29 protein-coding genes and 2 pseudogenes are annotated in these 24,438 nt (G+C 68.9%); 10 read left to right on the forward strand and 21 right to left on the reverse strand.

Annotation, left to right across the window (positions count from 1 at the left end):
- Position 1 precedes the first annotated feature (1 nt).
- Complete coding sequence (locus tag OG963_RS17090; RefSeq protein ID WP_319738739.1) at positions 2–1,018, forward strand: helix-turn-helix transcriptional regulator; 1,017 nt, start codon at positions 2–4, stop codon at positions 1,016–1,018.
- A gap of 85 nt (positions 1,019–1,103) precedes the next feature.
- Here OG963_RS17090 and OG963_RS17095 read toward each other — a convergent pair whose 3' ends face one another.
- The 4 genes from OG963_RS17095 to OG963_RS17110 form a co-directional block, all read right to left on the reverse strand.
- The gene (locus tag OG963_RS17095; RefSeq protein WP_093929391.1) at positions 1,104–1,682 is read right to left on the reverse strand and encodes a Clp protease N-terminal domain-containing protein; all 579 of its coding nucleotides are present in this window, start codon (positions 1,680–1,682) and stop codon (positions 1,104–1,106) included.
- The gene (locus OG963_RS17100) at positions 1,682–1,891 is read right to left on the reverse strand and encodes a sigma factor-like helix-turn-helix DNA-binding protein (RefSeq protein ID WP_030915748.1); all 210 of its coding nucleotides are present in this window, start codon (positions 1,889–1,891) and stop codon (positions 1,682–1,684) included. Before OG963_RS17100 ends, OG963_RS17095 begins: the two co-directional genes overlap by 1 nt.
- A gap of 342 nt (positions 1,892–2,233) precedes the next feature.
- Positions 2,234–3,199, reverse strand: a complete 966-nt coding sequence (locus OG963_RS17105) for a zinc-binding dehydrogenase (protein WP_030915745.1) — start codon at positions 3,197–3,199, stop codon at positions 2,234–2,236.
- A gap of 211 nt (positions 3,200–3,410) precedes the next feature.
- Positions 3,411–4,622: an NADP-dependent malic enzyme gene (locus tag OG963_RS17110; RefSeq protein ID WP_030915743.1), complete on the reverse strand. Its 1,212-nt coding sequence runs from the start codon at positions 4,620–4,622 to the stop codon at positions 3,411–3,413.
- 524 nt (positions 4,623–5,146) lie between these two features.
- Here OG963_RS17110 and OG963_RS17115 point away from each other — a divergent pair.
- Genes OG963_RS17115 through OG963_RS17125 form a run of 3 tightly spaced genes read left to right on the forward strand, consistent with a single transcriptional unit; the run spans position 5,147 to position 7,872 of the window.
- Positions 5,147–6,112 (forward strand): ABC transporter substrate-binding protein, encoded by a 966-nt coding sequence (locus OG963_RS17115; RefSeq protein WP_030915741.1) that lies wholly within the window; start codon positions 5,147–5,149, stop codon positions 6,110–6,112.
- Between the two features lie 48 nt (positions 6,113–6,160).
- Entirely contained in the window at positions 6,161–7,108 is a 948-nt protein-coding gene (locus OG963_RS17120) for an amino acid ABC transporter permease (RefSeq protein WP_093772602.1), read from the forward strand.
- Complete coding sequence (locus OG963_RS17125; RefSeq protein ID WP_093772604.1) at positions 7,105–7,872, forward strand: amino acid ABC transporter ATP-binding protein; 768 nt, start codon at positions 7,105–7,107, stop codon at positions 7,870–7,872. Before OG963_RS17120 ends, OG963_RS17125 begins: the two co-directional genes overlap by 4 nt.
- A gap of 65 nt (positions 7,873–7,937) precedes the next feature.
- Here the strand turns inward: OG963_RS17125 and OG963_RS17130 are convergent, their stop codons facing one another.
- The 3 genes from OG963_RS17130 to OG963_RS17140 all read right to left on the reverse strand — a co-directional run bounded on the left by OG963_RS17130 (position 7,938) and on the right by OG963_RS17140 (position 10,101).
- On the reverse strand, positions 7,938–8,708 hold the full coding sequence (locus tag OG963_RS17130) for a hypothetical protein (protein WP_093929393.1): 771 nt from the start codon (positions 8,706–8,708) through the stop codon (positions 7,938–7,940).
- Entirely contained in the window at positions 8,705–9,193 is a 489-nt protein-coding gene (locus tag OG963_RS17135; RefSeq protein ID WP_093772608.1) for a SigE family RNA polymerase sigma factor, read from the reverse strand. The genes OG963_RS17130 and OG963_RS17135 overlap by 4 nt, the downstream gene beginning before the upstream one ends.
- Before the next feature lie 146 nt (positions 9,194–9,339).
- The gene (locus OG963_RS17140) at positions 9,340–10,101 is read right to left on the reverse strand and encodes a trans-aconitate 2-methyltransferase (protein ID WP_093772610.1); all 762 of its coding nucleotides are present in this window, start codon (positions 10,099–10,101) and stop codon (positions 9,340–9,342) included.
- Positions 10,102–10,195: 94 nt separating this feature from the next.
- On the opposite strand from OG963_RS17140, the gene OG963_RS17145 reads away from it, so the two are divergent.
- On the forward strand, positions 10,196–10,825 hold the full coding sequence (locus OG963_RS17145; protein WP_030915729.1) for an ABATE domain-containing protein: 630 nt from the start codon (positions 10,196–10,198) through the stop codon (positions 10,823–10,825).
- On the opposite strand, the gene sodX is transcribed toward OG963_RS17145, so the two are convergent.
- Positions 10,729–11,175, reverse strand: coding sequence for a nickel-type superoxide dismutase maturation protease (gene sodX, locus OG963_RS17150; protein ID WP_093929394.1), 447 nt, complete (start codon positions 11,173–11,175; stop codon positions 10,729–10,731). The two genes, OG963_RS17145 and sodX, sit on opposite strands and share 97 nt — an antisense overlap.
- A gap of 154 nt (positions 11,176–11,329) precedes the next feature.
- Between sodX and sodN the strand changes: the two genes are divergently transcribed.
- Entirely contained in the window at positions 11,330–11,725 is a 396-nt protein-coding gene (sodN, locus tag OG963_RS17155) for a superoxide dismutase, Ni (RefSeq protein WP_030915726.1), read from the forward strand.
- Between the two features lie 7 nt (positions 11,726–11,732).
- On the opposite strand, the pseudogene OG963_RS17160 reads toward sodN, so the two are convergent.
- Positions 11,733–12,888 (reverse strand): annotated as a pseudogene (locus OG963_RS17160) (tyrosine-type recombinase/integrase).
- Between the two features lie 21 nt (positions 12,889–12,909).
- A pseudogene (locus OG963_RS17165) lies at positions 12,910–13,092 on the reverse strand (XRE family transcriptional regulator); the annotation flags it as partial.
- 235 nt (positions 13,093–13,327) lie between these two features.
- Here OG963_RS17165 and OG963_RS17170 point away from each other — a divergent pair.
- Complete coding sequence (locus OG963_RS17170) at positions 13,328–14,068, forward strand: hypothetical protein (protein WP_371127897.1); 741 nt, start codon at positions 13,328–13,330, stop codon at positions 14,066–14,068.
- On the opposite strand, the gene OG963_RS17175 is transcribed toward OG963_RS17170, so the two are convergent.
- A complete protein-coding gene (locus tag OG963_RS17175) occupies positions 14,010–14,540 on the reverse strand; it encodes a hypothetical protein (protein WP_256223412.1) in 531 nt (176 codons plus the stop codon). The two genes, OG963_RS17170 and OG963_RS17175, sit on opposite strands and share 59 nt — an antisense overlap.
- A gap of 105 nt (positions 14,541–14,645) precedes the next feature.
- Between OG963_RS17175 and OG963_RS17180 the strand changes: the two genes are divergently transcribed.
- Both OG963_RS17180 and OG963_RS17185 read left to right on the forward strand, forming a co-directional pair.
- Positions 14,646–15,104 (forward strand): ATP-binding protein, encoded by a 459-nt coding sequence (locus tag OG963_RS17180; protein WP_327422086.1) that lies wholly within the window; start codon positions 14,646–14,648, stop codon positions 15,102–15,104.
- Complete coding sequence (locus OG963_RS17185; RefSeq protein WP_319329361.1) at positions 15,098–15,577, forward strand: hypothetical protein; 480 nt, start codon at positions 15,098–15,100, stop codon at positions 15,575–15,577. The genes OG963_RS17180 and OG963_RS17185 overlap by 7 nt, the downstream gene beginning before the upstream one ends.
- A 303-nt stretch (positions 15,578–15,880) precedes the next feature.
- Here OG963_RS17185 and OG963_RS17190 read toward each other — a convergent pair whose 3' ends face one another.
- The 7 genes from OG963_RS17190 to OG963_RS17220 form a co-directional block, all read right to left on the reverse strand.
- On the reverse strand, positions 15,881–16,147 hold the full coding sequence (locus tag OG963_RS17190) for a hypothetical protein (protein ID WP_143136426.1): 267 nt from the start codon (positions 16,145–16,147) through the stop codon (positions 15,881–15,883).
- 1 nt (position 16,148) lies between these two features.
- Positions 16,149–16,736: a hypothetical protein gene (locus tag OG963_RS17195; protein WP_143136427.1), complete on the reverse strand. Its 588-nt coding sequence runs from the start codon at positions 16,734–16,736 to the stop codon at positions 16,149–16,151.
- Positions 16,733–18,019: a hypothetical protein gene (locus OG963_RS17200; protein ID WP_319329355.1), complete on the reverse strand. Its 1,287-nt coding sequence runs from the start codon at positions 18,017–18,019 to the stop codon at positions 16,733–16,735. The genes OG963_RS17195 and OG963_RS17200 overlap by 4 nt, the downstream gene beginning before the upstream one ends.
- 53 nt (positions 18,020–18,072) lie before the next feature.
- On the reverse strand, positions 18,073–18,831 hold the full coding sequence (locus tag OG963_RS17205) for an ATP-binding cassette domain-containing protein (RefSeq protein ID WP_093929399.1): 759 nt from the start codon (positions 18,829–18,831) through the stop codon (positions 18,073–18,075).
- A gap of 107 nt (positions 18,832–18,938) precedes the next feature.
- Complete coding sequence (locus tag OG963_RS17210) at positions 18,939–19,370, reverse strand: hypothetical protein (protein ID WP_371799216.1); 432 nt, start codon at positions 19,368–19,370, stop codon at positions 18,939–18,941.
- 142 nt (positions 19,371–19,512) lie between these two features.
- Complete coding sequence (locus tag OG963_RS17215) at positions 19,513–19,893, reverse strand: hypothetical protein (RefSeq protein ID WP_371799217.1); 381 nt, start codon at positions 19,891–19,893, stop codon at positions 19,513–19,515.
- A 284-nt stretch (positions 19,894–20,177) separates the two neighbouring features.
- On the reverse strand, positions 20,178–21,662 hold the full coding sequence (locus OG963_RS17220) for an MFS transporter (protein ID WP_093772614.1): 1,485 nt from the start codon (positions 21,660–21,662) through the stop codon (positions 20,178–20,180).
- Positions 21,663–21,761: 99 nt separating this feature from the next.
- Here OG963_RS17220 and OG963_RS17225 point away from each other — a divergent pair, with 99 nt between their 5' ends.
- Positions 21,762–22,373, forward strand: coding sequence for a TetR/AcrR family transcriptional regulator (locus OG963_RS17225; protein ID WP_093772616.1), 612 nt, complete (start codon positions 21,762–21,764; stop codon positions 22,371–22,373).
- Positions 22,374–22,420: 47 nt separating this feature from the next.
- Here the strand turns inward: OG963_RS17225 and OG963_RS17230 are convergent, their stop codons facing one another.
- The 3 genes from OG963_RS17230 to OG963_RS17240 all read right to left on the reverse strand — a co-directional run bounded on the left by OG963_RS17230 (position 22,421) and on the right by OG963_RS17240 (position 24,423).
- Positions 22,421–23,038 carry a nucleotidyltransferase domain-containing protein gene (locus tag OG963_RS17230; RefSeq protein WP_093772618.1) on the reverse strand — a complete coding sequence of 206 codons (618 nt, stop codon included), beginning with the start codon at positions 23,036–23,038 and terminating at the stop codon, positions 22,421–22,423.
- An 84-nt stretch (positions 23,039–23,122) separates the two neighbouring features.
- Entirely contained in the window at positions 23,123–24,061 is a 939-nt protein-coding gene (locus OG963_RS17235) for an NAD(P)H-binding protein (RefSeq protein ID WP_093772620.1), read from the reverse strand.
- Positions 24,058–24,423: a DUF952 domain-containing protein gene (locus OG963_RS17240; RefSeq protein WP_093929403.1), complete on the reverse strand. Its 366-nt coding sequence runs from the start codon at positions 24,421–24,423 to the stop codon at positions 24,058–24,060. Before OG963_RS17240 ends, OG963_RS17235 begins: the two co-directional genes overlap by 4 nt.
- Positions 24,424–24,438: the final 15 nt, after the last annotated feature.

Consider the following 24,438-nt stretch of genomic DNA (forward strand, 5'->3'; position numbering starts at 1 on the left):
CATGCCCCCCGTATTCGCCCATGGGCGCCTGCGCCTCTACCTGCTGAAGCTTCTGGACGAGGCCCCACGCCACGGCTACGAGGTGATCCGGCTCCTGGAGGAACGCTTCCAGGGTCTGTACGCACCGTCGGCCGGCACGGTCTATCCCCGGCTGGCCAAGCTGGAGGCCGAGGGCCTGGTCACGCATGCCACCGAGGGCGGCCGCAAGGTCTACTCGATCACCGACGCGGGCCGCGCCGAGCTGGCGGGCCGCACCGGCGAACTGGCCGATCTGGAACTGGAGATCCGCGAATCGGTCTCCGAACTGGCTGCCGAGATGCGGGACGACGTGCGCGGCGCGGCGGGCAAGCTGCGCAGCGAGATGCGGGCCGCTGCAGGGGAGACCCGTCACACGTCCGCCACCGGGACCGGCGCGAAGGGCGAACGGGGATCCCCGTTCGGCGACTTCGGTGACTTCGGCGACAACGAGGCGTGGCGCACCGCCAAGGAGGAGCTTCGCAAGGCCAAGCAGGAGTGGAAGGAGCAGGCCCGCCGGGCGAAGGACGAGTCGCGCCGCGCCCGCGAGGAGGCTCAGCAGGCCCGCCGCCAGGCCAAGGAGGCCCAGGAGCGGGCACGCGAGCAGATGCAGAACGCGGCCCGGCAGGTCCAGGAGCACTTCGCCCGGGGCGACTGGCCGACCGGCGTACGGGAAGGGCTGGCGGAGATCACCGGTCGGCTGGGCGGTTTCGCCGCGACGGGCGGCTGGCCCCCGTACATCAAGCCGGACCCGGCCGAAGCGGATCCCGAATGGGGCAAGGACACGGCCGGTACGGGCGACCCGGCGCGTGACCTGGACCGCCTGCTGGACCGCTTCCGCGACGACATCCGTGACGCGGCCCGGGACCAGGGCGTCACGGAGGCCCAGCTGACGGAGGCCCGCCGCCATCTGTCGACGGCGGCAGCCCACATCGGCACACTGCTGCGGAAGGACACCGGCACCAGGAGCACCGGCACCGAGGGCCCGGACGACTCCCGGTGAGCGGGACGAGGTGGCATGCCGCACGGGTCATGCCACCTCGTGATCACCCGCACCGGCCGGAGGAAGCCCCGATCCCTCCCGCCCCTCAGCTCGCCTCTGCCTGCCCCTCCGCTCCCCCGTCCCCGTAGAGCGCACGCGTCACCGTGCCGTGCGTCGCCCCGTGCTCCGCCAGCACATCGGCGACCACACCGGGGATGACGGTGAACGCCAGCAGGATGTGCTCCTCACCGATGAACCGGTCGCCGCGTCCGAGCGCGATCCGCAGCGACTTCTCCAGGACGGTCTTCGCACCACGACCGAAGGACGGTCGCCCCGACCGCCCCCGGCGGTCCTTCCGGTCGCCCACCAGCGCACCCTCGCCGTGGGCACCTTCGATCCGGGCGACGATCTCCGTCAGGTCGATACCGATACCGGCGAGTGCGTCCGTATCGGCCTTGGTCAGGCCGCCCCGGCGGGCCGCGTCGGCGAGCGCCGCCTCCACCGATGCGCGACGGTCGGCGAGACCGAGCGCGGTGACGGCGAAGGAGGACCGGCTGCCGCCCGGCCGATCCAGCAGGGCGAGCAGCATGTGCTCCTCGGTGACGGAGCGGGAGCCCGCCCTTCGTGCCTGGTCCACTGCTCCGGTCACGACGGCGCGGGCATCGGCAGTGAATCGTTCGAACATCAATTCCTCCCGTACTTCTTGTGCACGGCCTGTCGGCTGACGCCCAGTTCGGCGGCGATCTCCTGCCACGACCAACCCTGGACGCGAGCGCTTCTGACTTGGACGGCTTCGAGCTGCTCCAGCAGCCGCCGCAGCGCGACGACGGCCCGCAACCCGACGCGCGGGTCGCGATCGCCCGCACGTGCGGCGAGATCCGTTGCTTCGGTCATGATGTCAACTTACGTTGACACACTCTCCATGTCAACCGTGGTTGACATGGAGAGTGGCGAGTCGTCCCGGGAGATTTGGTGGGTGCCCGATTCGGGGCCTCTTGGCACGCAGATCGCCGAGACCCCTCCCGGAGACGGCGAGCGAGGGTCGGGCCGTGAGGACGTTCGGCCACGTGCGGTCGCGGACCACCGACGGGGACGCGCGTGGGCGGCGGGGCGAGAGGCCCCGCCGCCGGCACGGGTGAGGTGACAACCGCCATGGGTGCGCCGCCCCTACGCACGGCGCAGACCCCACCCAAGGACTGACGCGCCGTCAAGGGCACGCCGGGAGAGCGGACGGACTCAGGACGCGGTGAGCACGATCTTCCCGAACTGGTCGCCCGCGGCAAGACGTTCGAACCCTTCACGGGCCCGGTCCAACGGCAGCACCTCGTCGATGACGGGCCGCACACCGGTCGTCGCGCAGAACGCGAGCAGGTCCTCCAGCTCGTCCTTGGACCCCATCGTCGAACCGACGACCTTCAGCTCCAGGAAGAAGATCCGGGTCAGCTCGGCGTGCGAGGGCCGGTCGCCGCTGGTCGCACCGGAGATGACCAGGGTGCCGCCGGGACGCAGCGACTTCACCGAGTGCGACCAGGTTGCGGCGCCGACGGTCTCGATGACGGCGTCGACACGCTGCGGCAGCCGCGCGCCCGGCTCGTACGCCTCGATCGCACCGAGCTCGACGGCCCGCTTGCGCTTGGCCTCATCACGACTGGTCGCGTAGACCCGCAGGCCCGCGGCGCGACCGAGGACGATCGCGGCGGTGGCGACACCGCCGCCCGCGCCCTGCACGAGCACCGAGTCCCCGGGCCGTACACCGGCGTTGGTGAACAGCATCCGGTACGCGGTGAGCCAGGCGGTCGGCAGACAGGCGGCCTGCTCGAAGGTGAGCTCCTTCGGCTTGGGCAGCACGTTCCAGCTGGGAACGGTGACCTGCTCGGCGAACGTGCCCTGGTAGCGCTCGGTGAGGATGGAGCGGGGTTCCTTCGGGCCGACACCGTGCCCGGTCTGGCCGATGACGGAGTGCAGAACGACCTCGTTGCCGTCCTCGTCGATGCCGGCGGCGTCACAGCCGAGGATCATCGGCAGCTTGTCCTCGGCGAGGCCGACACCACGGAGCGACCAGAGGTCGTGATGGTTGAGGGAGGCGGCGCGGACGTTGACGGTGGTCCAGCCGGGACGCGCCTCGGGGGCGGGGCGCTCGCCCAGCTCAAGGCCGTTGAGGGGCTGGTCGCGGTCGATGCGGGATGCGTAGGCGGCGAACATGGCCTTGACGATAGGCCGGGGGGCGCGCCGACGTAAGCGATCACGGGTGTGACGCGTGCCGCGCGTACAGGTCGCCCCCGGCGGAACTTCGCGGGCGGAGATCCGGCCTCGCCGTCGTCCGCGGCGCGGGGGCCGGGCGGCCCTTGCCACGGAAAGGGGCGAGGTCGGGGAACGGGCCCCACAAGCACCCGGCCCCGCCCCGCCCCGAATCTCAGCGTCGAGCCACGCCCTCCGCCCGCGCCGCCGCGGCAACCGCCGCCGTCACGGCCGGAGCGACCCGCTCGTCGAACGGTGACGGAATCACGTAGTCCGCGGCCAGCTCGTCACCCACGACATCCGCCAGCGCGTTCGCGGCGGCGAGCTTCATGCCCTCCGTGATCCGGGACGCCCGCACCTGCAGCGCCCCCGCGAAGATGCCCGGGAACGCCAGCACGTTGTTGATCTGGTTCGGGTAGTCGGAGCGTCCCGTCGCCACCACGGCCGCGTACTTGTGCGCGATGTCGGGGTGGACCTCGGGGTCCGGATTGGCCATGGCGAAGACGAAGGCACCGGGCGCCATCGACGCGACCGCCGACTCCGGCACCGTACCGCCGGACACACCGATGAAGACGTCCGCGCCGACCAGGGCGGTCTCCAGCGAGCCGGAGATACCGGCCCTGTTGGTGAGCTCCGCGAGCTCGCGCTTGACGTCCGTCAGGTCCTCACGGTCCCGGCTGACGACACCCTTGCGGTCGGCCACGGCGACGTCCCCGAGCCCCGCCTCCAGCAGGAACTTCGCGATGGCCACCCCGGCCGCACCGGCGCCGGAGATGACACCGCGCAGATCGCCGAGGGTCCGCCCGGACAGCTTCGCGGCATTCCGCAGGGCCGCCAGCGTCACGACGGCGGTGCCGTGCTGGTCGTCGTGGAAGACCGGGATGTCGAGCCGCTCCTTGAGCTTGCGCTCGATCTCGAAGCAGCGGGGCGCCGAGATGTCCTCCAGGTTCACGCCTCCGAAGGACGGCGCGAGGCGGACGACCGTCTCGACGATCTCGTCCGCGTCGGTGGTGGCGAGCGCGATCGGCACGGCGTCGACGCCACCGAACTGCTTGAAGAGGATCGCCTTGCCCTCCATCACCGGAAGGGACGCCTCGGGGCCGATGTCGCCCAGTCCGAGCACCGCGGTGCCGTCCGTCACGACGGCGACGACCTGCGACTTCCAGGTGTAGTCGTGGACCAGCTCGGGGTTCTCGGCGATGGCGCTGCACACCTTGGCGACGCCGGGCGTGTACGCGAGGGACAGGTCGTCCTTGTCCCGGATGGGGACGGTGGCCTGCACGGCCATCTTTCCGCCGCGGTGAAGCGCGAAGGCCGGATCGAACGGCTCGTCGGTGCTGCTGTCGGTGTTGCTGTCGCTGCGAGGATTGACGATCTCCGCTGCCATGGTGTTGACCCCTTAAGTCTTCAACGTTTGAGGGTGGCCACTCCTGATTGAGGAGGGGTGGGCGGGCACCGCGTACGTTCCCTGCGCCGGGCGATTGGCCCGCCCCGGCAGGGGGAGGTACGTACGCGCGGGCGCGCCGCACACGCGCCCTGGGCCCCGGATGAGGGGTGTAAACGTCTTTCTTACCGGACGGACCGCTTCACGGACGAGTCCATACCGGCGCGGTGACGTGCCTCATATTCGAATATCTGGACAAGTCCGCCAACACACGAAATATGGGCCAGCATGTGAGACACGCCGTAGATTCTCCGGCCGGAAGAAGGAAACCCCTTGGAAGGTCCGGCCTTGATGTACCGGCCTCTTGGGGTGCGGGGATCGCCCGTTACCCGATTTTGACATGACTGGCACCCTGAATGGGCTAGTCCGAATGGCAAGATGCCCCTAATCGCACGAGGCGGCGACATCCGACGATGTGTGCCATACCGCCTGGCAACTCCACCCTTACCTGCCGGAGGAACCCGATCATGACCGCACGCACCACCCGTCGCACGGCCGCAACATCCAGGATTGCAGCGGTCTGCGCCATCGCGGTCGCCGGCACCATGCTGCTGACCGCCTGCGGCGACCAGACCAAGAGCGACGACACGAAGAAGAGCACGGGCTCCTCCAAGTCCGCCGCGCCGCTCGCCAACCTGCTGCCGGCCGACATCAAGGCCAAGGGCAAGATCATGGTCGGCTCCGACATCGCGTACGCGCCGGTCGAATCCACGGACGCCTCGGGCAAGACGGTGGGCATCGACCCGGACATCGCCGAGGCCCTCGGCAAGCAGCTCGGGGTGACGTTCGAGTTCCAGAACGGCAAGTTCGCCGACCTCATCGCCGGTCTCGCGGCAAAGCGGTACGACATCGCCATGTCGGCCATGACGGACACCAAGGACCGTCAGAACGGCATCGACGGCGACACCAAGAAGAAGGTCGGCGCGGGCGTCGACTTCGTCGACTACTTCACCGCCGGTGTCTCGATCTACACGAACAAGGGCGCCGACAACGGCATCAAGACGTGGGACGACCTCTGCGGCAAGTCGATCGGCGTGCAGACGGCCACCTTCTCGCAGGACCTCGCCAAGGCCCAGGCCAAGAAGTGCACCGCGGCCGGCAAGAAGACCGTGAAGATCGAGGACTTCCCGACCAACCCCGAGGCCGAGACGCGGATGCGCTCCAAGGGCGTCGACGCGGTGTCCGCGGACTTCCCGATCGCCGCGTACTCGGTCAAGCACTCCGGCGACGGCAAGTACTTCGAGATCGTGGGCGACCAGGTCGAGGCAGGCCCGTACGGGATCGCGCTCGCCAAGGGCAACGACAAGCTGCGGGATGCCATCCAGGCCGCTCTGCAGGCGATCATCAAGAACGGTGAGTACGACAAGATCATCGCCAAGTGGGGCGTCGAGGCCGGTGCCAACCACGACGCGAAGATCAACGGTGGCTCCTGACCCGCGTTCCATATCGCTCCTCAACGGGGGAACTGAAAGGCACCATCGGTGACTGTTGACGTCAGCAAGACGGACGGCCCCGCCGACACTCCGCCGCCCGCCGCCGGATCGGAGGCCATCAAGGCCGTCCCGGTCCGGCACCCGGGGCGTTATGTGTCCGCAGCCGTCGCGATCGCCCTCCTCGTGGGGATCGTGTACGCCTTCTCGCAGGGCAAGATCAACTGGGGCACCATCCCCGACTACTTCTTCAACGACCGGATCGTCACCGGCGTGTGGAAGACCCTCGAGCTGACCCTGCTCTCCATGGCCATCGGTATCGCGGGCGGTCTGCTGCTCGCCGTGATGCGGATGTCCAAGAATCCGGTGACCAGCTCCATCGCCTGGTTCTACATCTGGTTCTTCCGCGGCACGCCGGTCCTGGTCCAGCTCTTCGTCTGGTTCAACCTGGGTCTGGTCTTCGAGTACATCAACCTCGGACCGCTCTACAAGGACTACTGGGCCAGCTTCATGACGCCGCTGCTGACGGCGCTGCTGGGGCTCGGGCTCAACGAGGCCGCGTACATGGCCGAAATCTGCCGCGCCGGTCTGCTTGCGGTCGACGACGGCCAGACCGAGGCCGCCCACGCGCTCGGCATGAGCCACTCCAAGACCCTGCGCCGGATCGTGGTCCCGCAGGCGATGCGGGTCATCGTGCCGCCCACGGGCAACGAGGTCATCAACATGCTGAAGACGACCTCACTCGTCTCGGCGGTGCAATTCCTCGATCTGTTCAAGGTCGCGCAGGACATCGGGCAGACATCGGGGTCCCCGGTGGAGATGTACTTCCTCGCCGCCGCCTGGTACTTGGTGCTGACCTCGATCTTCAGCATCGGCCAGTACTACCTGGAGCGGTATTACGCACGCGGCTCGACCCGCGCCCTACCGCCCACCCCGCTCCAGCGACTGCGCACCACGCTCGGCCGCCGCTCCGCCCGCTCCGAGGGAGGCATCGCATGAGCACCCACGCGATGGTGAAGGCCGAGGGCGTCCACAAGTCCTACGGCAGCGTCGAGGTCCTCAAGGGCATCGACCTGGAGGTCGCCCCCCAGGAGGTCTTCTGCCTGGTCGGTCCGTCCGGTTCCGGCAAGTCGACGTTCCTGCGGTGCATCAACCACCTGGAGCAGATCAACGCCGGGCGGCTCTACGTCGACGGGCAGCTGGTGGGCTACCGCCAGAAGGGCGACAAGCTCTACGAGCTCAAGGACAGCGAGGTCGCCCTGAAGCGCCGGGACATCGGCATGGTCTTCCAGCGCTTCAACCTCTTCCCGCACATGACGGCCATCGAGAACGTCATGGAGGCACCCGTCCAGGTCAAGGGCGAGGCGAAGGCCGTCGCCCGGGCCCGCGCGGAGCGGCTCCTGGACCGGGTCGGGCTCGGCGACAAGGCGAAGAACTACCCGTCGCAGCTCTCCGGCGGCCAGCAGCAGCGGGTGGCCATCGCCCGTGCCCTGGCCATGGAGCCGAAGCTGATGCTCTTCGACGAGCCGACGTCGGCGCTCGACCCCGAGCTGGTCGGCGACGTCCTGGACGTCATGCGTGGTCTCGCGGAGGACGGCATGACGATGATCGTCGTCACCCACGAGATGGGCTTCGCCCGTGAGGTCGGCGATGCGCTGGTCTTCATGGACGACGGCGTGGTGGTCGAGGCGGGCCACCCGCGCGACGTACTGACGAACCCTCAGCACGACCGGACGAAGTCGTTCCTGTCAAAGGTGCTGTAGCGGTACGGGCATGACGAGAGGGCGGTGCGGACTCCGGTCCGTACCGCCCTCTTCCGCATCCCCGGCTACTGCTTCGCCAGCAGCTCCGGGCTGAGCATCAGCGTGCGCAGCTGCGCACGGGTGAGCGGCGGGGTCTTGAGGAGCGGGCCCTGCGCCTGCTCGCTCTTGAGACCGGTGCTGTCGCGGACGGACAGCAGCCCGCTGTCCTTGAGAGTGAGCCGGGCGACGAGCTCGGGCCCCCACAGGGGCGTGCCCCCGTAGTTCATCGGGTCGCTCCAGATCGTCAGGATCCGCCCGTCCGGGAGCTCTTCGCGTACGCACTGCGCCGGGCGGGGCTCCCCGTTGGTGGGCTCGCAGAGGTTCACGGCGGGGTCGACTCCGCCGGACTTCTGCCGGACCTGCTTGCCCGTCCTGACGTCGACGACGAGGTAACCGACTCCGCCGTCCCTGCGAACGGAGTACTGCCCGTCCAGCGGCCCCACCGGATGCTCCTTCGCCTGGGCTGCGGTGGCGTGTTTGATGATCACGGCGAGGGAGACCTGCTCGACCCGGCCGACGCCCTTGGGCAACAGCTTGACCAGTTGCTTCGCCCGGCCGCTGTCGCCGGCCGCCTCGGCCGGGGCGCCCACCGAGGCGTTCTGCTCCTGCTTCGTCTGCGACGCGAATCCGGGCACCGCGACCGCTCCGGCCGCGACGACCGCGAATGCGGCCGCCGCAACCGTGGCCCGGCGCCGCCGGCGCACCCTGGCGGCCCTGGAGTACACCACCTCGACGCTGATGACCGGCTGCCCCGCGTGCTCGGCGGCCCGCCCCAGCAGCTCCCTGACGTCGTTCATACGAGTTCCTCCGCCATCTCGGCGCGCAGCGCCGCCAACCCCCGAGCCGTATGGCTCTTGACCGTGTTCTCCCGCATCCCGAGCAGCTCGGCCGTGGCCTCGACGCTCAGGTCCTCCCAGTAGCGCAGCACCAGCACGGCACGCTGTCTGGCCGTGAGCCGGGCGAGAGCCGCCCGCACCGCAAGGCCGGTGTCCGTGTCGGGAGAGTCGCCCGCCCGGTCGGGGACTTCGCCGTACGCCTGCTCCCGCCGCCAGAACCGGCGGCGGGCGGCGATGAAGGTGTTGACCAGGGTCTTGCGCGCGTACGCCTCGATGTTGTCGAGCCGTCCGTACCGCCGTCCGCCGAGGACGACCTTCACGAGTGTCGACTGGACCAGGTCCTCGGCCTCGTGCCGGTCGCCGCAGAGCAGATAGGCGCTGCGGAACAGTGCCGTACGCCTGCCTTCGACGAAGGCGTGCAGCGCGGCATCGTCAGCGATCCGCATCGTCGGCGCCCCTTCCCGGGTCCGCGGGTGCGGACCGTCTCACCCTTCCAGTGCGCCGGGGTGCGCGGCGGGTTGCAGCGGCCGGACAGAAAGTCGGGGCGGTACGGACCGGAGTCCGTACCGCCCCGTCGCGGGCATGCTGCCCGCTACTTCACCGCGAGCACCAGGGAGTCGGAGGGCGAGGCCCAGACGGCCCGTGCCTCGCCGAAACCCGCCGCCCGCAGCGTCTCCGCGTGCCAGCGGGCGGACGGCATGTCGCCGTCCGCGTGCTCGCCGTAGATCTTGTACCGTTCGGCGGTCGGTGCGGCGAGGACCGGGTCCTCAGCGGCGAGGGCCCACCAGTCCGCCCAGTCGAGGGCGCCCGCGGCCTTGGCGCGGTCCATGGCGGCGTGCCGGTGGGCGCGTTCGGCCGCGTTGATCCGGGGGGTCGCGGTGTCGATCATGCGGTCGGCGTTCATGAACACCCCGCCGTCCCGGACGAGCCCGGCGAGCTGCCCGTAGAGCGTGGTGAGCGGTTCGCTGTGCAGCCAGTGCAGGGCGGTGGCGGTGAGGACGGCGTCGTAGGTGTCGTGCGGCAGCCGCTCCACCCACTCCGGGTCCTTGAGATCGGCGGTTACGAACGTGGCGCGCTCGTCGCCGGCGAAGGAACCGCGGGCGATGGCGAGCAGCGCGGGGTCGAGGTCGACGCCGGTACCGGTGGCCTCGGGGAACCGCTTGAGCAGCCGGTCCGTAATACTTCCCGTACCGCACGCGAGGTCGAGCACCCTTGGTTCGGGCCCCACCACGGCCTCGACCATGTCCAGCATCACCCGGAACCGCTCCTCGCGGTCGGGCATGTACCACTCCTGCTGTCGGTCCCAGCTCCGCTGCCAGGCCTGCCAGTCGGTCCCTGCCGCTGTCTCCGTCACGAGAATCCCTCCGATGTAATACCCTGAAACTGCAAACGCCTATTACTTCGATCGCCCGCACGACGACCCTAGACCGACCCGGTAAGGACTACAAGTGGAACTGGCCTATTACTCGGACTATGCGGTGCGCTTGGTCAACACCGAGGAGCCGGCCCGCAACAAGGACGTCCTCACCTCCGTCGAGGCGGTCCGCGAGCTGTTCGGCGTCAACGCGCAGGCCGCGAGGCGTGCCACCGACGCGGATGTGACCCGCTTCCGGTCGGTACGGGCACGGCTGCGCGCCGTCTTCGAAGCCGCCGACAGCGGAGACGAGACGCTCGCCGTCGACCTGCTGAACTCGCTGCTGCTGGAGTTCCCGGTCAGCCCGCAGATCTCCGGTCACGACACCCGTGACGAGGACGGCAAACCGGACTGGCACATGCACCTGGCCGACCACCCGTCGAACGCGACGGCCGGATACGCCGCCATCGCGGCGATGGGGCTCGCCTTCCACCTCACGTCGTACGGCGTGGACCGACTCGGTCTGTGCGAGGCGGCGCCGTGCCGCAACGCCTATCTCGACACCTCGACCAACCGGTCCCGGCGCTACTGCTCGGACCGCTGCGCGACCCGCGCCAACGTGGCCGCCTACCGAGCCCGCAAACGCCTGGAGGCGGAGCGCACGGCCGACACCGGCCGCAGCGTGGTCACCGCCCAGCCCAGCAGCCCGAGCACCGACCTCTGATCCTTCCTCAACGGCCGGTAGCGGACCCGGACCCTGGCCAGCACCAGCTCCTCGGGCACCGTCCCGTAATCCGTGCTGTCCCCGCCCGCGAACGTGTTGTCGCCCAGCACCCACCAGCCGCCCGCACGGCGCTCGACGGCCCGTTTGACGACCAACAGGTCCTGCTGGAACGGATGGCGCAGAATCACCACATCACCCGGCCGCACGGGCGCCCCGTGCTGTACGAGCAGCCAGTCCCCGTGGTGGAGCGTGGGCACCATCGAAGGCCCCGTCACCTCCACCACCTGGAACGGCACTCGCGCCGCCAGCCCGCGCGCGGGCTCCTGTGTCAGCTCCGACCCCTCCGGCATTTCCGGCACCTCCCCGGTCCGTTCCGCACATTCGGCCACTGGTCCCATCCTCACCCCGGACTTTTGGCCTAAGCCCATGGGGGCACCCACTAAAACGCGTCCCTCACGGAGTAATGTCCCACCTGAGAAGACGATCACGAGGAAGGACAGCTCAATGCTTTCCCGCCTGTTTGCCCCCAAGGTGAAGGTCAGCGCCCACTGCGACCTGCCCTGCGGCGTGTACGACCCGGCCCAGGCCCGCATCGAGGCGGAGTCCGTCAAGGCCGTCCAGGAGAAGTTCCAGGCCAACGAGGACCCGCACTTCCGGGCCCGCGCGGTGGTCATCAAGGAGCAGCGCGCCGAGCTCGCGAAGCACCACATCTCGGTGCTGTGGAGCGACTACTTCAAGCCCCCGCACTTCGAGAAGTACCCGGAGCTGCACCAGCTGGTCAACGACGCCCTGAAGGCGCTGTCGGCCGCGAAGGCCTCCACCGACCCGGCGACGGGCCAGAAGGCGCTGGACTACATCGCCCAGATCGACAAGATCTTCTGGGAGACCAAGAAGGCTTGATCTCTGGTTAGGCCGTCTGACCTGCGGTTTCGTTGGTCAGATCGGCTACCTGTCCGCACCCGGTCCGCAGGCCGCCGAGAACGGCGTCCATCACGGACCGGGTGCGGTCTTCTTCTCCCGGCCACAGATGCGCGTAGATCCGCAGGGTGATGACGGCGGACGCGTGGCCGAGGACCAGCTGCACCTGCTTGACGCTCGCCCCGCCGGCGATCAGCGCGGAGGCGTAGAAGTGCCGCAGGTCGTGGGTCACCATGTGCGGCAGCGTGACGGGCTTGCGACCCTCGCGCCCGGCCGCTTCTTTCTCCTCCGCCTGGAGCCCCCTGCGGGCGCAGTTCCATTCGGTCTTCCACCGCCGGTAGTTCAGCGGCTCCCCCTCCTCCATCGTGAACAGCCACTCCGTGGAGGGGCGCGCGGCGAGGTGCCCGAGGAGCGCGTCGGTGACGACCTCTCCGACCGGGACGGTACGCCGCGACTTGCTGGTCTTGGGCGGTCCGATCAGGCCGGACTGGAGTCGCTGCCGCTCGACGCGGATGGTGCCGTTCTTGAAGTCGACGTCCGAGACCTTGAGGCCCAGCAACTCACCTATGCGCAAGCCCGATCCGGCCAGGACGACGATCGCGGGCGGATGTACGGCGGCATGACGCCGGCCATCGCTCCGACCTGCGCGACGGTCGGCGGAGTGATCTCCTCGTCGGGCATGGCCGGAAGCGCGACCGCTTGCAGGGGCTGGCCGCGATGACCTTGTCCTCGACAGCGGCCGTCATGACGCGGACCAGGACGTCGTAGACGTTGCGCACGCTGCCGGGGCCCAGCAGCTCGGAAAGCTGCTTAAAGAGGGCCTGGATGTGCGTCCGGCGCAGGGACGACATCGCGTGGGAGCCGAGCGCGGGTATGAGGTGAACCCGTAGGGCGTTGTCGGTGATTCGGGCCCCGGCCTCACCGGCTATCTGCTCGCCCTCCCACTTCGTCGCATACTTCTCGAAGGAGATCTTGCCCGCGCGGGGATCGACGTACAGGCCGGTGACCCATGCTGGTCGTCACCTCGTCGAGCCAGCGCTGGGCGTCGAGTTTGCGGTCGAAGTGGCGGGCGTGCTCCTTGCCGTCGACGTCGCGGTAGCGGGCACGCTCCACTTGCCGTTGGGGCGCTTCTGAATGTTGGCCAAGTCGGTTCTCCTTATGGGTGGTTACTGGTAATAGCCGCCCTCGATGTTCTCGGTGAGCGTGCGTGCGTCGCGCTCTTCGCCCATGAGGCGGAGGCACTGCTTATGGATGGCCCTCGACCCGTCGGGGTGGGCCTCGATGTACTCGGCGGTGGCGACCACCGCGCGATGGAGGCGGTCCTGGGCGTCACGGGACTCGTAGAACGCTAGAGGACTTGGTCCGCGCCCAGCGCGAGCGTTCCTCCACGACAGGTGGCTCGCGCCTGGACCGGTACATGAGCGACGGGTGGGACTTCGTCACCGAGGCCGGTGCGCCGGCCGACCCCGTGTTGGGTACGTCCGAGCAGACCGCCTGGGCCAAAGGCGAGAGCCTGATGATCGTCGGCCCTCCGGGGTCGGCAAGACCACGCTCGCCCACCAGGTCGTCCTCGCCCGCCTCGGCGTGTACGAGGCCGTACTGGACCTGCCGGTGACCGAGGGCGAGCGCGTGCTGTACCTCGCCCTGGACCGGCCGCCGCAGATCGCCCGAGCCCTGCGCCGTCACCTCAACCCGAGGGACGAGCCGATGCTGCGTGACCGGCTGCGCGTGTGGTCCGGTCCGCTGCCCACCACCCTCGACAAGGAGCCGCACCTGCTCGCCGAACTCGCAGCGCACCACAAGGCGGACGCCATCGTGATCGACAGCCTCAAGGACGCGGTCAGCCGCCTGACCGAGGACGAGGCCGCCATCGCATACAACAACGCCCGCCAGCACGCACTGCGCGAGAGTGCCGAGGTCCTGGAGCTGCACCACCAGCGCAAGTCCACCGCCGAGGCCCCACGCGACCAACGCCCTGTCCTGGACCGGGTGTACGGCTCGACCTGGTTCGTCGGCGGCGCGGGCAGCGTGCTGTTCATCGCCGGTGAGGCCGGCGACCCGGCGGTCAAGGTCCACCACCTCAAGACCCCGACCGGGGAGATCGGTCCGCTGCCCGTGATCCACAACCACGAGCGCGGCACCTCCTACGTCGAGCAGACCCTCGACCCACTGGCCCTCGTGCAGGCATCGCCCGAAGGTCTGACCCCACGCGAGCTGGCCTCGCGTCTGACGGAAGCCGTGAGGCCGAGACGTACAAGTCACTGGCCTATCGGGGCCGTTGACGCCCGCGCAATAGGCCGAAGATGCCATCCCGTAGCTGCCTAATCTCGGTGTACAGCTCCAGCAGAGGGTGGCTGACGTACGAGCGCGCGAGCCGCGCCACGTCAGCCTCCAGCTGCTCGACGATCAGCTCGTCGGCATTGCGCTGCGCGATGAACCGGGCGAACTCGGCGGACGACGAAGCGTCCGCCGACACTGCGTCGGCCACCGATCGCTCGGCCGGGCTCAGCACCGCCGGACCGTCCGAGCCTTCCGCATCCATCTCATCGTCACGACGCTGCTTGCTCTTCGCGACAGCGCGGTCGAGGACGCCGACCTCGACCGCGAATACCCGGGCCAAGTGGCTTCGGGTGTACGGAACTGGGATCCGCACCTCACGCTCGTAGCACCCGATCTCCTTGCCGGTCATCGCTGCACGCCCTTCCAGGGCGTTGTACTCGTCGGCAACCTGCTGCTGGGTCCAGCCTCGCTCTGTGCGCAAGCCGAGGAGCAAGGCGCCGATACCCGTATCGCCCATCCCATCTCCCAGGAGCATGTGGATCCTGGCCCCCATAGTGGCCCCCCGCCTTGGCCCCCGTGCCGGCTCCCGACCCAAATGAGCTATGGCGATTGGCTGTTGGGCATGCACAGCAGACCGCACGACGAGCCGAGAACAGCCGCGTCGGATCGCAACGCGAAGACTGAAACGCAACGCACGATGGTCCTCGCCCGCCGCAAGACCACCGCACGCGCAGCCCGCGAGTTCGTCACCGAGACCCTTGCTCATTGGGGCTGCGGCGAACGCATCGACGACATCCGGCTTTGCACGTCGGAACTCGTCACGAACGCCTTGTTGCACGGGACGTCCGCCGACGACGTGATCCTCGTGCGCGTCGAATTCCACGACGCCCAGCTACTGGTCGAGGTCCACGACAGGGATGACGGCGCCCCCAGGCAACGCCAACCTCAGGACACCAGCGACAACGGACGTGGACTGTTCCTGGTCTCCGCCCTCGCCGATGACTGGGGCGTCGCAGCCCGCGAAGGTCCCGGCAAACGCGTCTGGGCGTCCTTTCACGTCTCGCTGGTGACCACATGCTGATGCCCACCCACGCCGCCGAACCGTACGCACCGACCGCCGGACTGATCGCCTCCCTCGCGACCACCACCTGGCTCGACACCGACCCGAGCGGAGCGCCCCCGTGCTGCTTGCTCCTCGTGCCGCAGCCACCTCGCGGCCCGTACGAGACGCTCGGGATCATCGAGCGACGCATGCACGCCGTCGCGACCGCACTCAGCCTCGGGCCGACCACAGCACTGCCGCCCGATATCGGACCGCGCCTGCGCCCGCTGAGCCCGACGAGCGTCACCCTGCGCATCGACAGCACTCTGTACCGCAAGCGGGTACCCACAAGCAGACCCTGGCTGCTACTACTGCGGCAGCAGACACCGGCCGCCCTCGTCCTCGGCCTCGACCCGCTCTCGCGCGCCGCCACGCCCGCTGAGATCGACACCTACCTCGACCGGACCACGCAACAGCGACGACTCCTCTTCGGCCTCACCCGGGCCGAGTGAACCGCTTCCCGAGCCGGGGGACGTCGATGACTTCTGACCCGAGACTGTCCGATAGTTCGCGGGTTGATCTTCATCTGGTGTTGATTGCGCCAGCTCAGAGCCCGACTCGTCGAAGTGATCCACGATCTTCCGGACAGTCTCCGCAGGCGGTACGGAACGGGGGTCGTCCAGGGCCCAGCCGTCCGCCTCCGTGCGGGAGCGGAGGAAGTCGACGAGGGCCTCGGCATGGTCGCGGTGGTTCCAGCCGGCCCAGCCGCTCCTCCCGGGTCTCTGGGCCGCTGTTCAGGACGGCGTGCAGCACGGTCAGGAAGTGGCCTTTACCGGCGCCGAACGAGCCGTGCAGGTACGCAGGTACGAGCGTTTCTTGGTGACGGCACTCTTGACCAGGGACAGGGCCTGGTCAATCTCGGCGCGCAGCGGAGGTGCGACGACGTGCTCGCGGACCCCCTCCGCCGCCGTGCCGACGAACCTTCCGGAGAGCTCAGCCTTGTGGTCCCCGGCCTTGGGGGCTTCCTCGCACAGCACCGGGTAGGGACGGCCAGAATCCTCGGGCTTCAGCCCAAGGGGCATGTCAACCCGGTATCTGTCGGCGGTACGACATCGTGATCAGACCGGCAGTGAAACTGACCGCCGCCACGACTGCCGCCACGACGCTGGTGGACTCCATCAGGAGAACCGCCCACGGGTAGGGCCTCCGGTCTCCCGCCAGGCCGGTGACAATGCTGACCATCACGAACATGGTCGCCGCCGCGCCACCGGCGATCGGGCCGTACCAGCTGTGTACGAGGAGAGCGAGGCCCAGAACCATGACGGTGTTTCGTCCGCCCGCCACCGCTGTCGGCATGTCCAGGAACTCCCCGAGTGCAAACCCCAGTCCCACCGCGCTCACCCCCAGAAGCAGGAGAGCCAGCCGGTCAACGACGGCGACCGCTCGCGCCGCTGTGGTTTCGGTGGCGATCAGGCGCCGGCTCATGCAGTACGTCGTCGGGATGCACAGGATGAGCGGAACGAAGTTCATCAGCTTGATCGAGAAGTTGCCCCGCGCGGCGATCTGGGGAACCTTCGCCACGTCGTCGCGCACGAGTACAAGGAGGAGCGTCCAGGCCAACAGGGCCACAGGCAGCAGCCAGATTCTTCGTGTGCGCGCCCAGAGGGTCAACGGTCCACCCCCGGTGCCATGTCCGCCGGATCCTCCAACCGCGGGCCCAGCGCTCGGCCCCGCTCGTTCTCGGCCTTGGCCCCCGCCCGGGCCTTCTCGTGGACGTGCTCGTCGCAGGACTCGAGGTAACTCAACTGCTGCTTGTACCAGGCGTACTGCTTCGCCTTGGGGAGGCTGCGCACCCAGCGTGCCCGGTACACACCGCTGGCTCCGTAGCTGCGGGCGGCCTCTGCCTCCGACATACCAATCGTCAGGCCGATCCAGGCGGAAGCGGCTCCGCGCCCCGGATAAACGTAGTCATCAGGAAGGTCCGGGCAGTCGTGGAGCCCTGTCGGAACCAAGGCGCTGACGTAGACGGTCCGGCTGCGGTGGCGGGTCACCGGCTTCTGGAGGAAGGTTCGCCAGGTGTCGCGTGCCAGCGGTAGCTCCTCCGAGACGAAGGCCAGCTTCCGGGGTGGGGTGAACCCGACCTCTCGCAGGCGGGGCAGCGCTTGTTGAGCGGAGCGGTGCAGCGTGGGGATGTCGCCGGCGAACTCGCCGGGCACACAGATCACCGGGGCAGTTCCCTCACACGTCGTTGCCCAAGTGCGGGGAACGGTGGGGTCGGCGTAGCGCGGGGCGTCACTCACCAGAGGATACGACGCCCCGAAGCCCGCGAGGACGCAGCAGGCCATGGCGGCGGCACGCAGCGCAGGACGTGAGAGCAGGCTGAGCGCGACAAGACCGAGCAGCAGCCCGAGAGCCAGGATCGCCGGTGCCATGAGGTAGGCGCGGTCCACGACATCCGTATAGGTCGGAGTGCTCTGGTCGAATCCGGACATCGCCCGCAGCCATGGGATACCCAGCGTATAGGCGACGAAGACCCACAGCGCCGTGATCACCACCGCAATGGGGCGGGCGATAACGGGCGGAAGACAGAGCCCGAGGAAGAAGCCGACTGCTACTGCGCTGAAGGGGATCGCGAGACTTCGGACTATTGGAACGGTGTCGTGGAGCCCTGGTGCGGGGCCTCCCAGATAGCTGATCACCAACAGGAAGGACGCCACCCAGCTGATGATCACCAAGGCCAGGGTGGGGGCCATCGCATCGACAAATATTCGCAGCAGGTGGCGGCTGTTCGGGGCGGCTGTGATCCGAGCCTGGCGAAGCCTCCCTGCATCCCAGGCAGCCACCAAGGCGATTCCCAGCGCGGCGACCCTCAGGGCCACCGAGACCACGACGAGGGAATCCTCACCGGTGAACGGCGAGGGCTGGTAGGCGGTGAAGTATATGGCCAGAGCCACCGTCGGGGCTCCGAGCCCGATGACGGCCGAGTGTCGAGCGAAGGGGATTCGGTTCACCACGAGACCGCCCCGTCGATCTCGGTGAAGGCCTGATAAGCGGAGGTGGCCCGCTGCTCGTCGGATGTCGCCGTCGCGCTCGCGTGGGAAAGGAACTCCACCACCGTTCCCGAGAAGCGCACCTGACCGTCCATCAGAACCACGACCGAATCATACGAGTTGGCGATGTCCGAGGTGTCATGGGTGGAGAGAACGATGTGCACCTCCTTCGACAGATCGGCGAGAATCTGGTGGAAGACCTGCCGCTGCCGGGGATCCATGCCCGCTGTCGGCTCATCGAGGAGAAGGACCTCTGCGTCATGCACGAGGGCCTGCGCCACTGCGACGCGCCGCTGCTGCCCCCCGGAGAGTTCCTGGACCTTGTCATCCGCCCGATCGGCCAACTCCACGCGGTCCAGGGCCTGGAGAGCCTCATGCCACGCCTCGCGCCGGGGCATCCCCTTGAGCCAACCGGAATACGCGACCTGATCCCGGGCCGTGAGCCCCGGCACCTGCCCCACCTGCTGAGGCATCCATGCCACACGCCTACGGAACGCGGGCAGCGCGCGACGTCGGCCGGTGCTCAGGTCGCCATAGGTGACGGAACCGGAATCGGGGCGCAGCGCAGATGCGCACAAGCCCAACAGGGTGCTCTTTCCCGCTCCATTCGGCCCCAGGAGCACGGTCCGCCCGGGCGGCAGCGTATAGCTGAGATCACGTAGCACCGGGCGTCTACGCCGATAGGAGAAGGAACACTCGGACATCGAAATGGGCATGCGACACCTTGGTATTTCAGCGTGGGGGCGCCTCTGTCTGTTTCATCAAGAGGCAGGTGGAGACCCGCCTTTCAGGTCTCCACCCAGGAATTCAAATCCAGTGTCACCTAGAACGACATACGGGTCTCATCGACGCTGATCGTCGGGCCGACTATCGAACTGCCATCGACCTCGGTGATGCGGAAGTAGTAGTCGTGGCCCTCCTCTCCGGCACCCCACTCGCCGGACGACGTTCCACCGTTGAAGCATGCCGTGTACGTCTTATCGTCGTATCCGGTGTCGGGTCCGATGACTTCACGACGCAGCTGAACAGTCACACTTCTGCCCGAGTACGTATGACATCCGGTGAAGTCCACCTTGTTCGGGCCGGTACCTCCGTCATCGGTCACAGAATGCGAGTTGAAGCCGGCGACTCCACCCTCGATGTACGAGTACTTCACGACAGCCCAAGCGGGGCTTGCGAGGGCCAATGGGAGGGTCGAGATGGAAGCAATCATACCGATCCGCTTCCAGATATTATGGGTTCCGAACTTACGCACAGTTGTACCTCTCGTTTGGAATCGCGGGCAGGCGTGTGCATCACAAGGTGAATTGAGTGAAGGCCGCCATGGGGGGAATCCCCTGCAAGGGGGGCTTGAGCGTACATCAACAACGTTAGGCCTCAGGGCAGTTGGCCTTACGTCACAGTGTGTCTTGTTTTGCGTAAGCCCTGGTGGTCTTCGCGGAGATCTGCGACGTGGACCTCTCCCGCGACCTGTTTCCCGCGCGGCCGACGAGGCCACCGAAGAACTCGATGCCTGGCTCAACGGCCCAGGAGCCGGTCCGGTCTCTGGGTAAGTCGATCTCGGCCGCACCGAGGTCGGTCAGCGCCCGCTTGCGTGACGTGTCATCGCGCGAATTGCCTGGGCCGGCCCTGGTCTCGTCGCCCTTCTCGTGGCCGAGGCTTACACGGAGGTTCAGGGCGTCAGCGCGCTGCACTCCGAGTCCAAGAAGGTCAGCCCTCTGGAGTCGACGTACGGAGTTCTGCGCGCGCAGGCGATGACTCCTCGAGATGGTGGCCATGGTCGAGGAGAAGCCTCACTTCACATACCAGTCCGCACACAGTCCGCAGGACACCCAATAAAGTCCATCGCACCCCGTCGCCAGCAATCAAGAAAAGGCCAGGTCAGAGACCCACAGCAAAGATCACTGCAGGTCGCAGACCCGGCCAATTACTTGGAGACCAAGAAGGCCTGATCGCCGCTTCCGAGCGATTCGACCTGCCACGCGGGTCGAGGCAACGAACAGAAGGGCCCAACCGGTGTTGCCGGTCGGGCCCTTCTGCAGTGCGGAGACCGGAGACAGGATCAGGGGGTGCGCCCCGCTCTCCCGAGGAAGGCCCCCGCGAGCAGCGAACCAGCCAGGACGAGCACGGAGTTGACCAGGATCGCGACGGTGACCCCGGACAGGACTCCGTGGGAGCCGGTGTCGCCGAGTGCGGTCATCCGGGCGGCCGCGATCGCGCTCATGACCGGGATGCCCATGGTGATTCCGACCTGCTGGGTCATCGTGGCCAGCCCGGTGGCCAGGCCCTGTTCGGCGTCGGGGAGGCCGGAGGTGGCGGTGACCATGAACCCGACGATCATCAGCATGTTGCCGATGCCGCCGACGAACGTGGCCGCGAGCAGCAGCCAGATCCAGGCCCCCGACGTGCCGAGCGCGACCAGGGCGAGGGTGGCGGCAGCCTGGACGGCACCGCCGGTGACGATGGTCGTCCGGTTGCCGTAGCGGCCGACCGCTCGCCCGCCGAGCGCGCCGCCGATCACGGTGCCGATCCCCAGGACGCCGAAGGCGAGACCTGTGCTGAGGGGTGTGTAGCCGAGCACTTCCTGCAGGTAGAGGGTGAGCAGGAAGACCAGCGACGTCTCGGTGACGAACGCGATCAGTCCGGCGGCGTTGCCCCAGATGACGCTGCGCCGTTTCAGGATCCGTACGGGCACGAGCGGGGTTGCGGCCCGCTTCTCGACCGACCAGAAGGCGACGAGGAGGGCGACGCCCGCCAGAAGTGCTCCCAGGGTGGTGGGTGCGGTCCAGCCGGTCTCGCCCGCCTGGGTGAGCCCGAAGACCAGTGCGAGCAGTCCGCCGGTGACGGTCACAGCGCCGGGGATGTCCAGCTTCGGCCGCCCGGTGGGGCGTGAGTCGGTGATGACGGACGGAGCGAGGACGAGGACCAGGAAGGCGACGGGGGCGTTGACGAAGAAGGCCCAGCGCCAGGAGAGCAGGTCGGTGAGCAGCCCGCCGAGGATGGCCCCGGCGGTGAACCCGGCGGACATCAAGGCTCCGTTGAGGCCGAGAGCGCGTTCGCGCAGCGGGCCTTCCTTGAAGGCGGTCGTCAGCAGGGCGAGTCCAGCCGGGGTGACGGCGGCGGTGGCAAGACCCTGCAGCACCCGTGCCGACAGGAGGACTTCGGGTGAGGTGGCGAGTCCGCCGAGGAGGGAGGCCGCACCGAGCACGGCCATACCGCCCAGGAACAGCCGCTTACGGCCGACGATGTCGGCCACGCGGCCGAAGAGGAGCGTGAAGCCTGCGGCGGCGAGCGCGAAGGAGGTGGCGATCCACTGGAGGTTCGTGAGGGCGAAGCCGAGCCCCTCCCCGACAGCCGGCAGCGCGACATTCAGGATCGAGAAGTCCACCGCGATCATGAACTGGGCCCCGAGGAGCAGCGCGAGGACGAGCTTCTGCCGCCCGGTCATGCCGACCTCGGACTGCGGGAAGTCGGCGTCGGCAGCCCGGGTGGTGGCAGTGGCGCCCTCGGCGACAGCCGGTGAGGGGGTCGTGCTGGGTACGGACATGGGTGTCCTTCCTCAGACAGGCTTTAACGGTCCTGTGGTTCCGTTAAGATGACGTCACCGTAACAGAGGAACTCCCCCTAATGAAACTGGAGACCCGTTATGACTTCCGAGGGTGTGGAACCAGGCACCGTCAGGCCCGGTGGACGTACCGCCCGGGTACGGGAGTCCGTCCTGCGGGCGGCGGGGGACGCCCTGGCCGAACACGGCTTCGACGGCCTCGACCTCGCCGATGTCGCCCGTCGCGCAGGGGTCGGCAAGACGACCGTCTACCGGCGCTGGTCCACCACCGCCGGCCTGGTCGCCGACCTGCTCGACGACATGGCCGAGCAGTCCACCCCGCGTACGGACACGGGTTCGCTCATCGAGGACCTCAAGGCCAATGCGCGGCTCGTCGCGAAGACCCTGTCCGATCCGCGCCAGGGCGCCCTGTTCAAGTCGGTGATCGCCGCGGCGACATGCGACGCGCGCACGGCCGAGTCACTGAACCGCTTCTACGCGATCCGCGTCGAGGAATGGGCGGCCTGCGTCACCCAGGCCCTGGAACGCGGGGAGTTGCCCGCCGGCACGGACCCCGGCGAAGTGATCCGCTCCGTCTCGGCACCGCTCTACTACCGCCTGCTGACCGGCGGCGGCCCGCTCGACACAGCGGCGGCCGACCGCGCGGCCGAGGCGGCGGCCGCGGCGGCACGGGCAGGGGTGTACGTGAGGTGAGGCGCCGCATGACGCGGTGCACGGTGCGCGTCCGCCAGGGACCACCGTCACCGGTACCTGCGCAGACGTACCGCCCAGGGATGGTCGGCGGCGTACGCCAGGGTGAGGGTCTCGATCAGCCAGGCACGTTGGTCGGCGGTCAGGACCCGCAGCGCCGTCGTGAAGTCCTCCTCGTCCTTGGGGCGCCGCGACTTCGCCTTGTACAGGAGCTGCACATGCAGGGCCAGGTACGGGATGCCGTCCGCCGAGACCCGGCCCAGCCGGTCGAGCGGGAGCCGGATGCGGGTGTCGCGACGGAAGGCCCAGTCGGTGCCGTCCGCCTCGTCGAGCATGAGCTGGATGCGCCAGGGCTCGTCGGGGCCCGGCCGGCACCAGATGTCGTGGACCCCGTGCGGGAGGATCTCGCCGGGGAGCCACGGGCGCAGGGTGCCGGGCGGGTCGGCGGCCCACCACTCCCAGCCGGCGAGCACCTGCTGGGCGGTCAGCTGGTCGCGGCGGAGCAGCGTGACGTCGATGTCGGCGTGGTCGCGGAAGGCGTGGCCGACCGCCAGCTCGACCGCGTAGCCGCCCGCGATCCACCAGGGGGTGCGCAGCGGGGCGAAGCGGCGGGCGACCTCGGCGAGCGGGGCCGGATCCCAGGGACCCCACGGGGTTTCCGTGCGCATGGCTGTCGTACGTCCCTTCGTTCCGGTCGGACAGCCGGCCCGTTCGCCGCCGGCTCCCCTGTCGTCCGCCCTACCGTCGGACGGTCAGTCGGCCTTCAGCAAGTGCCGGTAGCTGTCGGGATTTTCGCTCAGGTATGCGGCCAGGCTCTTCGCCGGGCGGCCGGTGAGGCGCGTCACCGCGTCCGAGACCGTGGACATCTCGCCGGCGGCGATGGCCTCGTACGACGTCACCCAGCCGGCGACCTCCCACTCCTCGGCACCGTACTGCGCCCGTGAGGCGTAGGCCTCCTCCCGGGTCTCCGGGTGATAGGTGATGGTGCGTCCGGTGGCCCGGCCGAGTTCCTCGGCCGCTTCGGCGAGGGTGAACGCCTCGGGTCCGGTGAGGTCGTACGTCACCCCGTCGTGGCGGGTGTCCTCGCTCTCGGTGTCGGCAAGCAGCACGGCGGTGGCCGCGTCCGCGATGTCCTCGTGCGCAACCGCCGCGACCCGGCCCTCACCGGCCGGGCCGCGCAGCACCCCGTCGGCCCCGGTCATCGCCGGGATACCCGCGAGGTACCAGCTGTCGCGCAGGAAGGTGTGGCGCACACCCGAGACGCGGATGTGCGCCTCGGTGTGCCAGTGATCGCGGGCGAAGGTGAACGTGGCGTCCGGCGCGGCACCGAGGAACGACACGTACACGATGCGTTCGACATGGGCGGCGACCGCCGCGTCCACGGCGGTGGTGTGATCGACCACCCGGCTCGGGCTCTCGTGCGCCGAGACCAGGAACAGGGTGTGCGCGCCGGCAAGGGCCTGGCGCATCGCCTCCCCGTCACCGTAGGCGGCGGGCGGTGCGGCGACCGCGCCGGGCAGGTCCGGCAGCCGGGACGGGTCGCGGGCGAGGAGACGTACGGGGACACCGGCGCGCGCGAGCCGCTGTGCGACACGGCCGCCGACCGCGCCGCTCGCACCGGTCACCGCGATGATCGGGGCATCTCTGACGGCGGCGCTGCCACCCGGGTCCGTGGGGCGTGTGGTGTTCATGCGGAGCTGCCTTCCTTGCGCAGCCAGGTACGCACCTCCACGACCGCGTCCACCGGGACGGGACCGTAGATGTGCGGGAACTCCTCGCCGCCGGGCGCGAGGGCCTCGTACCGCACGGGCACCGGGAGCCGCGCGGGATCGATGACGAGTACCACCAGGTCCACCGGACTCTCGGCACCGGCCGGGACCTCGGAGCCGTACAGCATCTCGGCCACGCCCGGGAGCTGGTGGGGCGACGAGCAGTGGATGAAGCCCTCTTCGTGCAGAGTGCGGCCGCGGGTGGACATCTCGTAGGTCCCGGTCCCGCGGGCCGCCTCCCACAGGGGGCGTTCGGTGAGGTGAAGCAGCAGTTCTTCGGCCATGGGGCCCAAACTAGC

The sequence above is a fragment of the Streptomyces sp. NBC_01707 genome, from assembly GCF_041438805.1.
GTDB lineage: Bacteria > Actinomycetota > Actinomycetes > Streptomycetales > Streptomycetaceae > Streptomyces.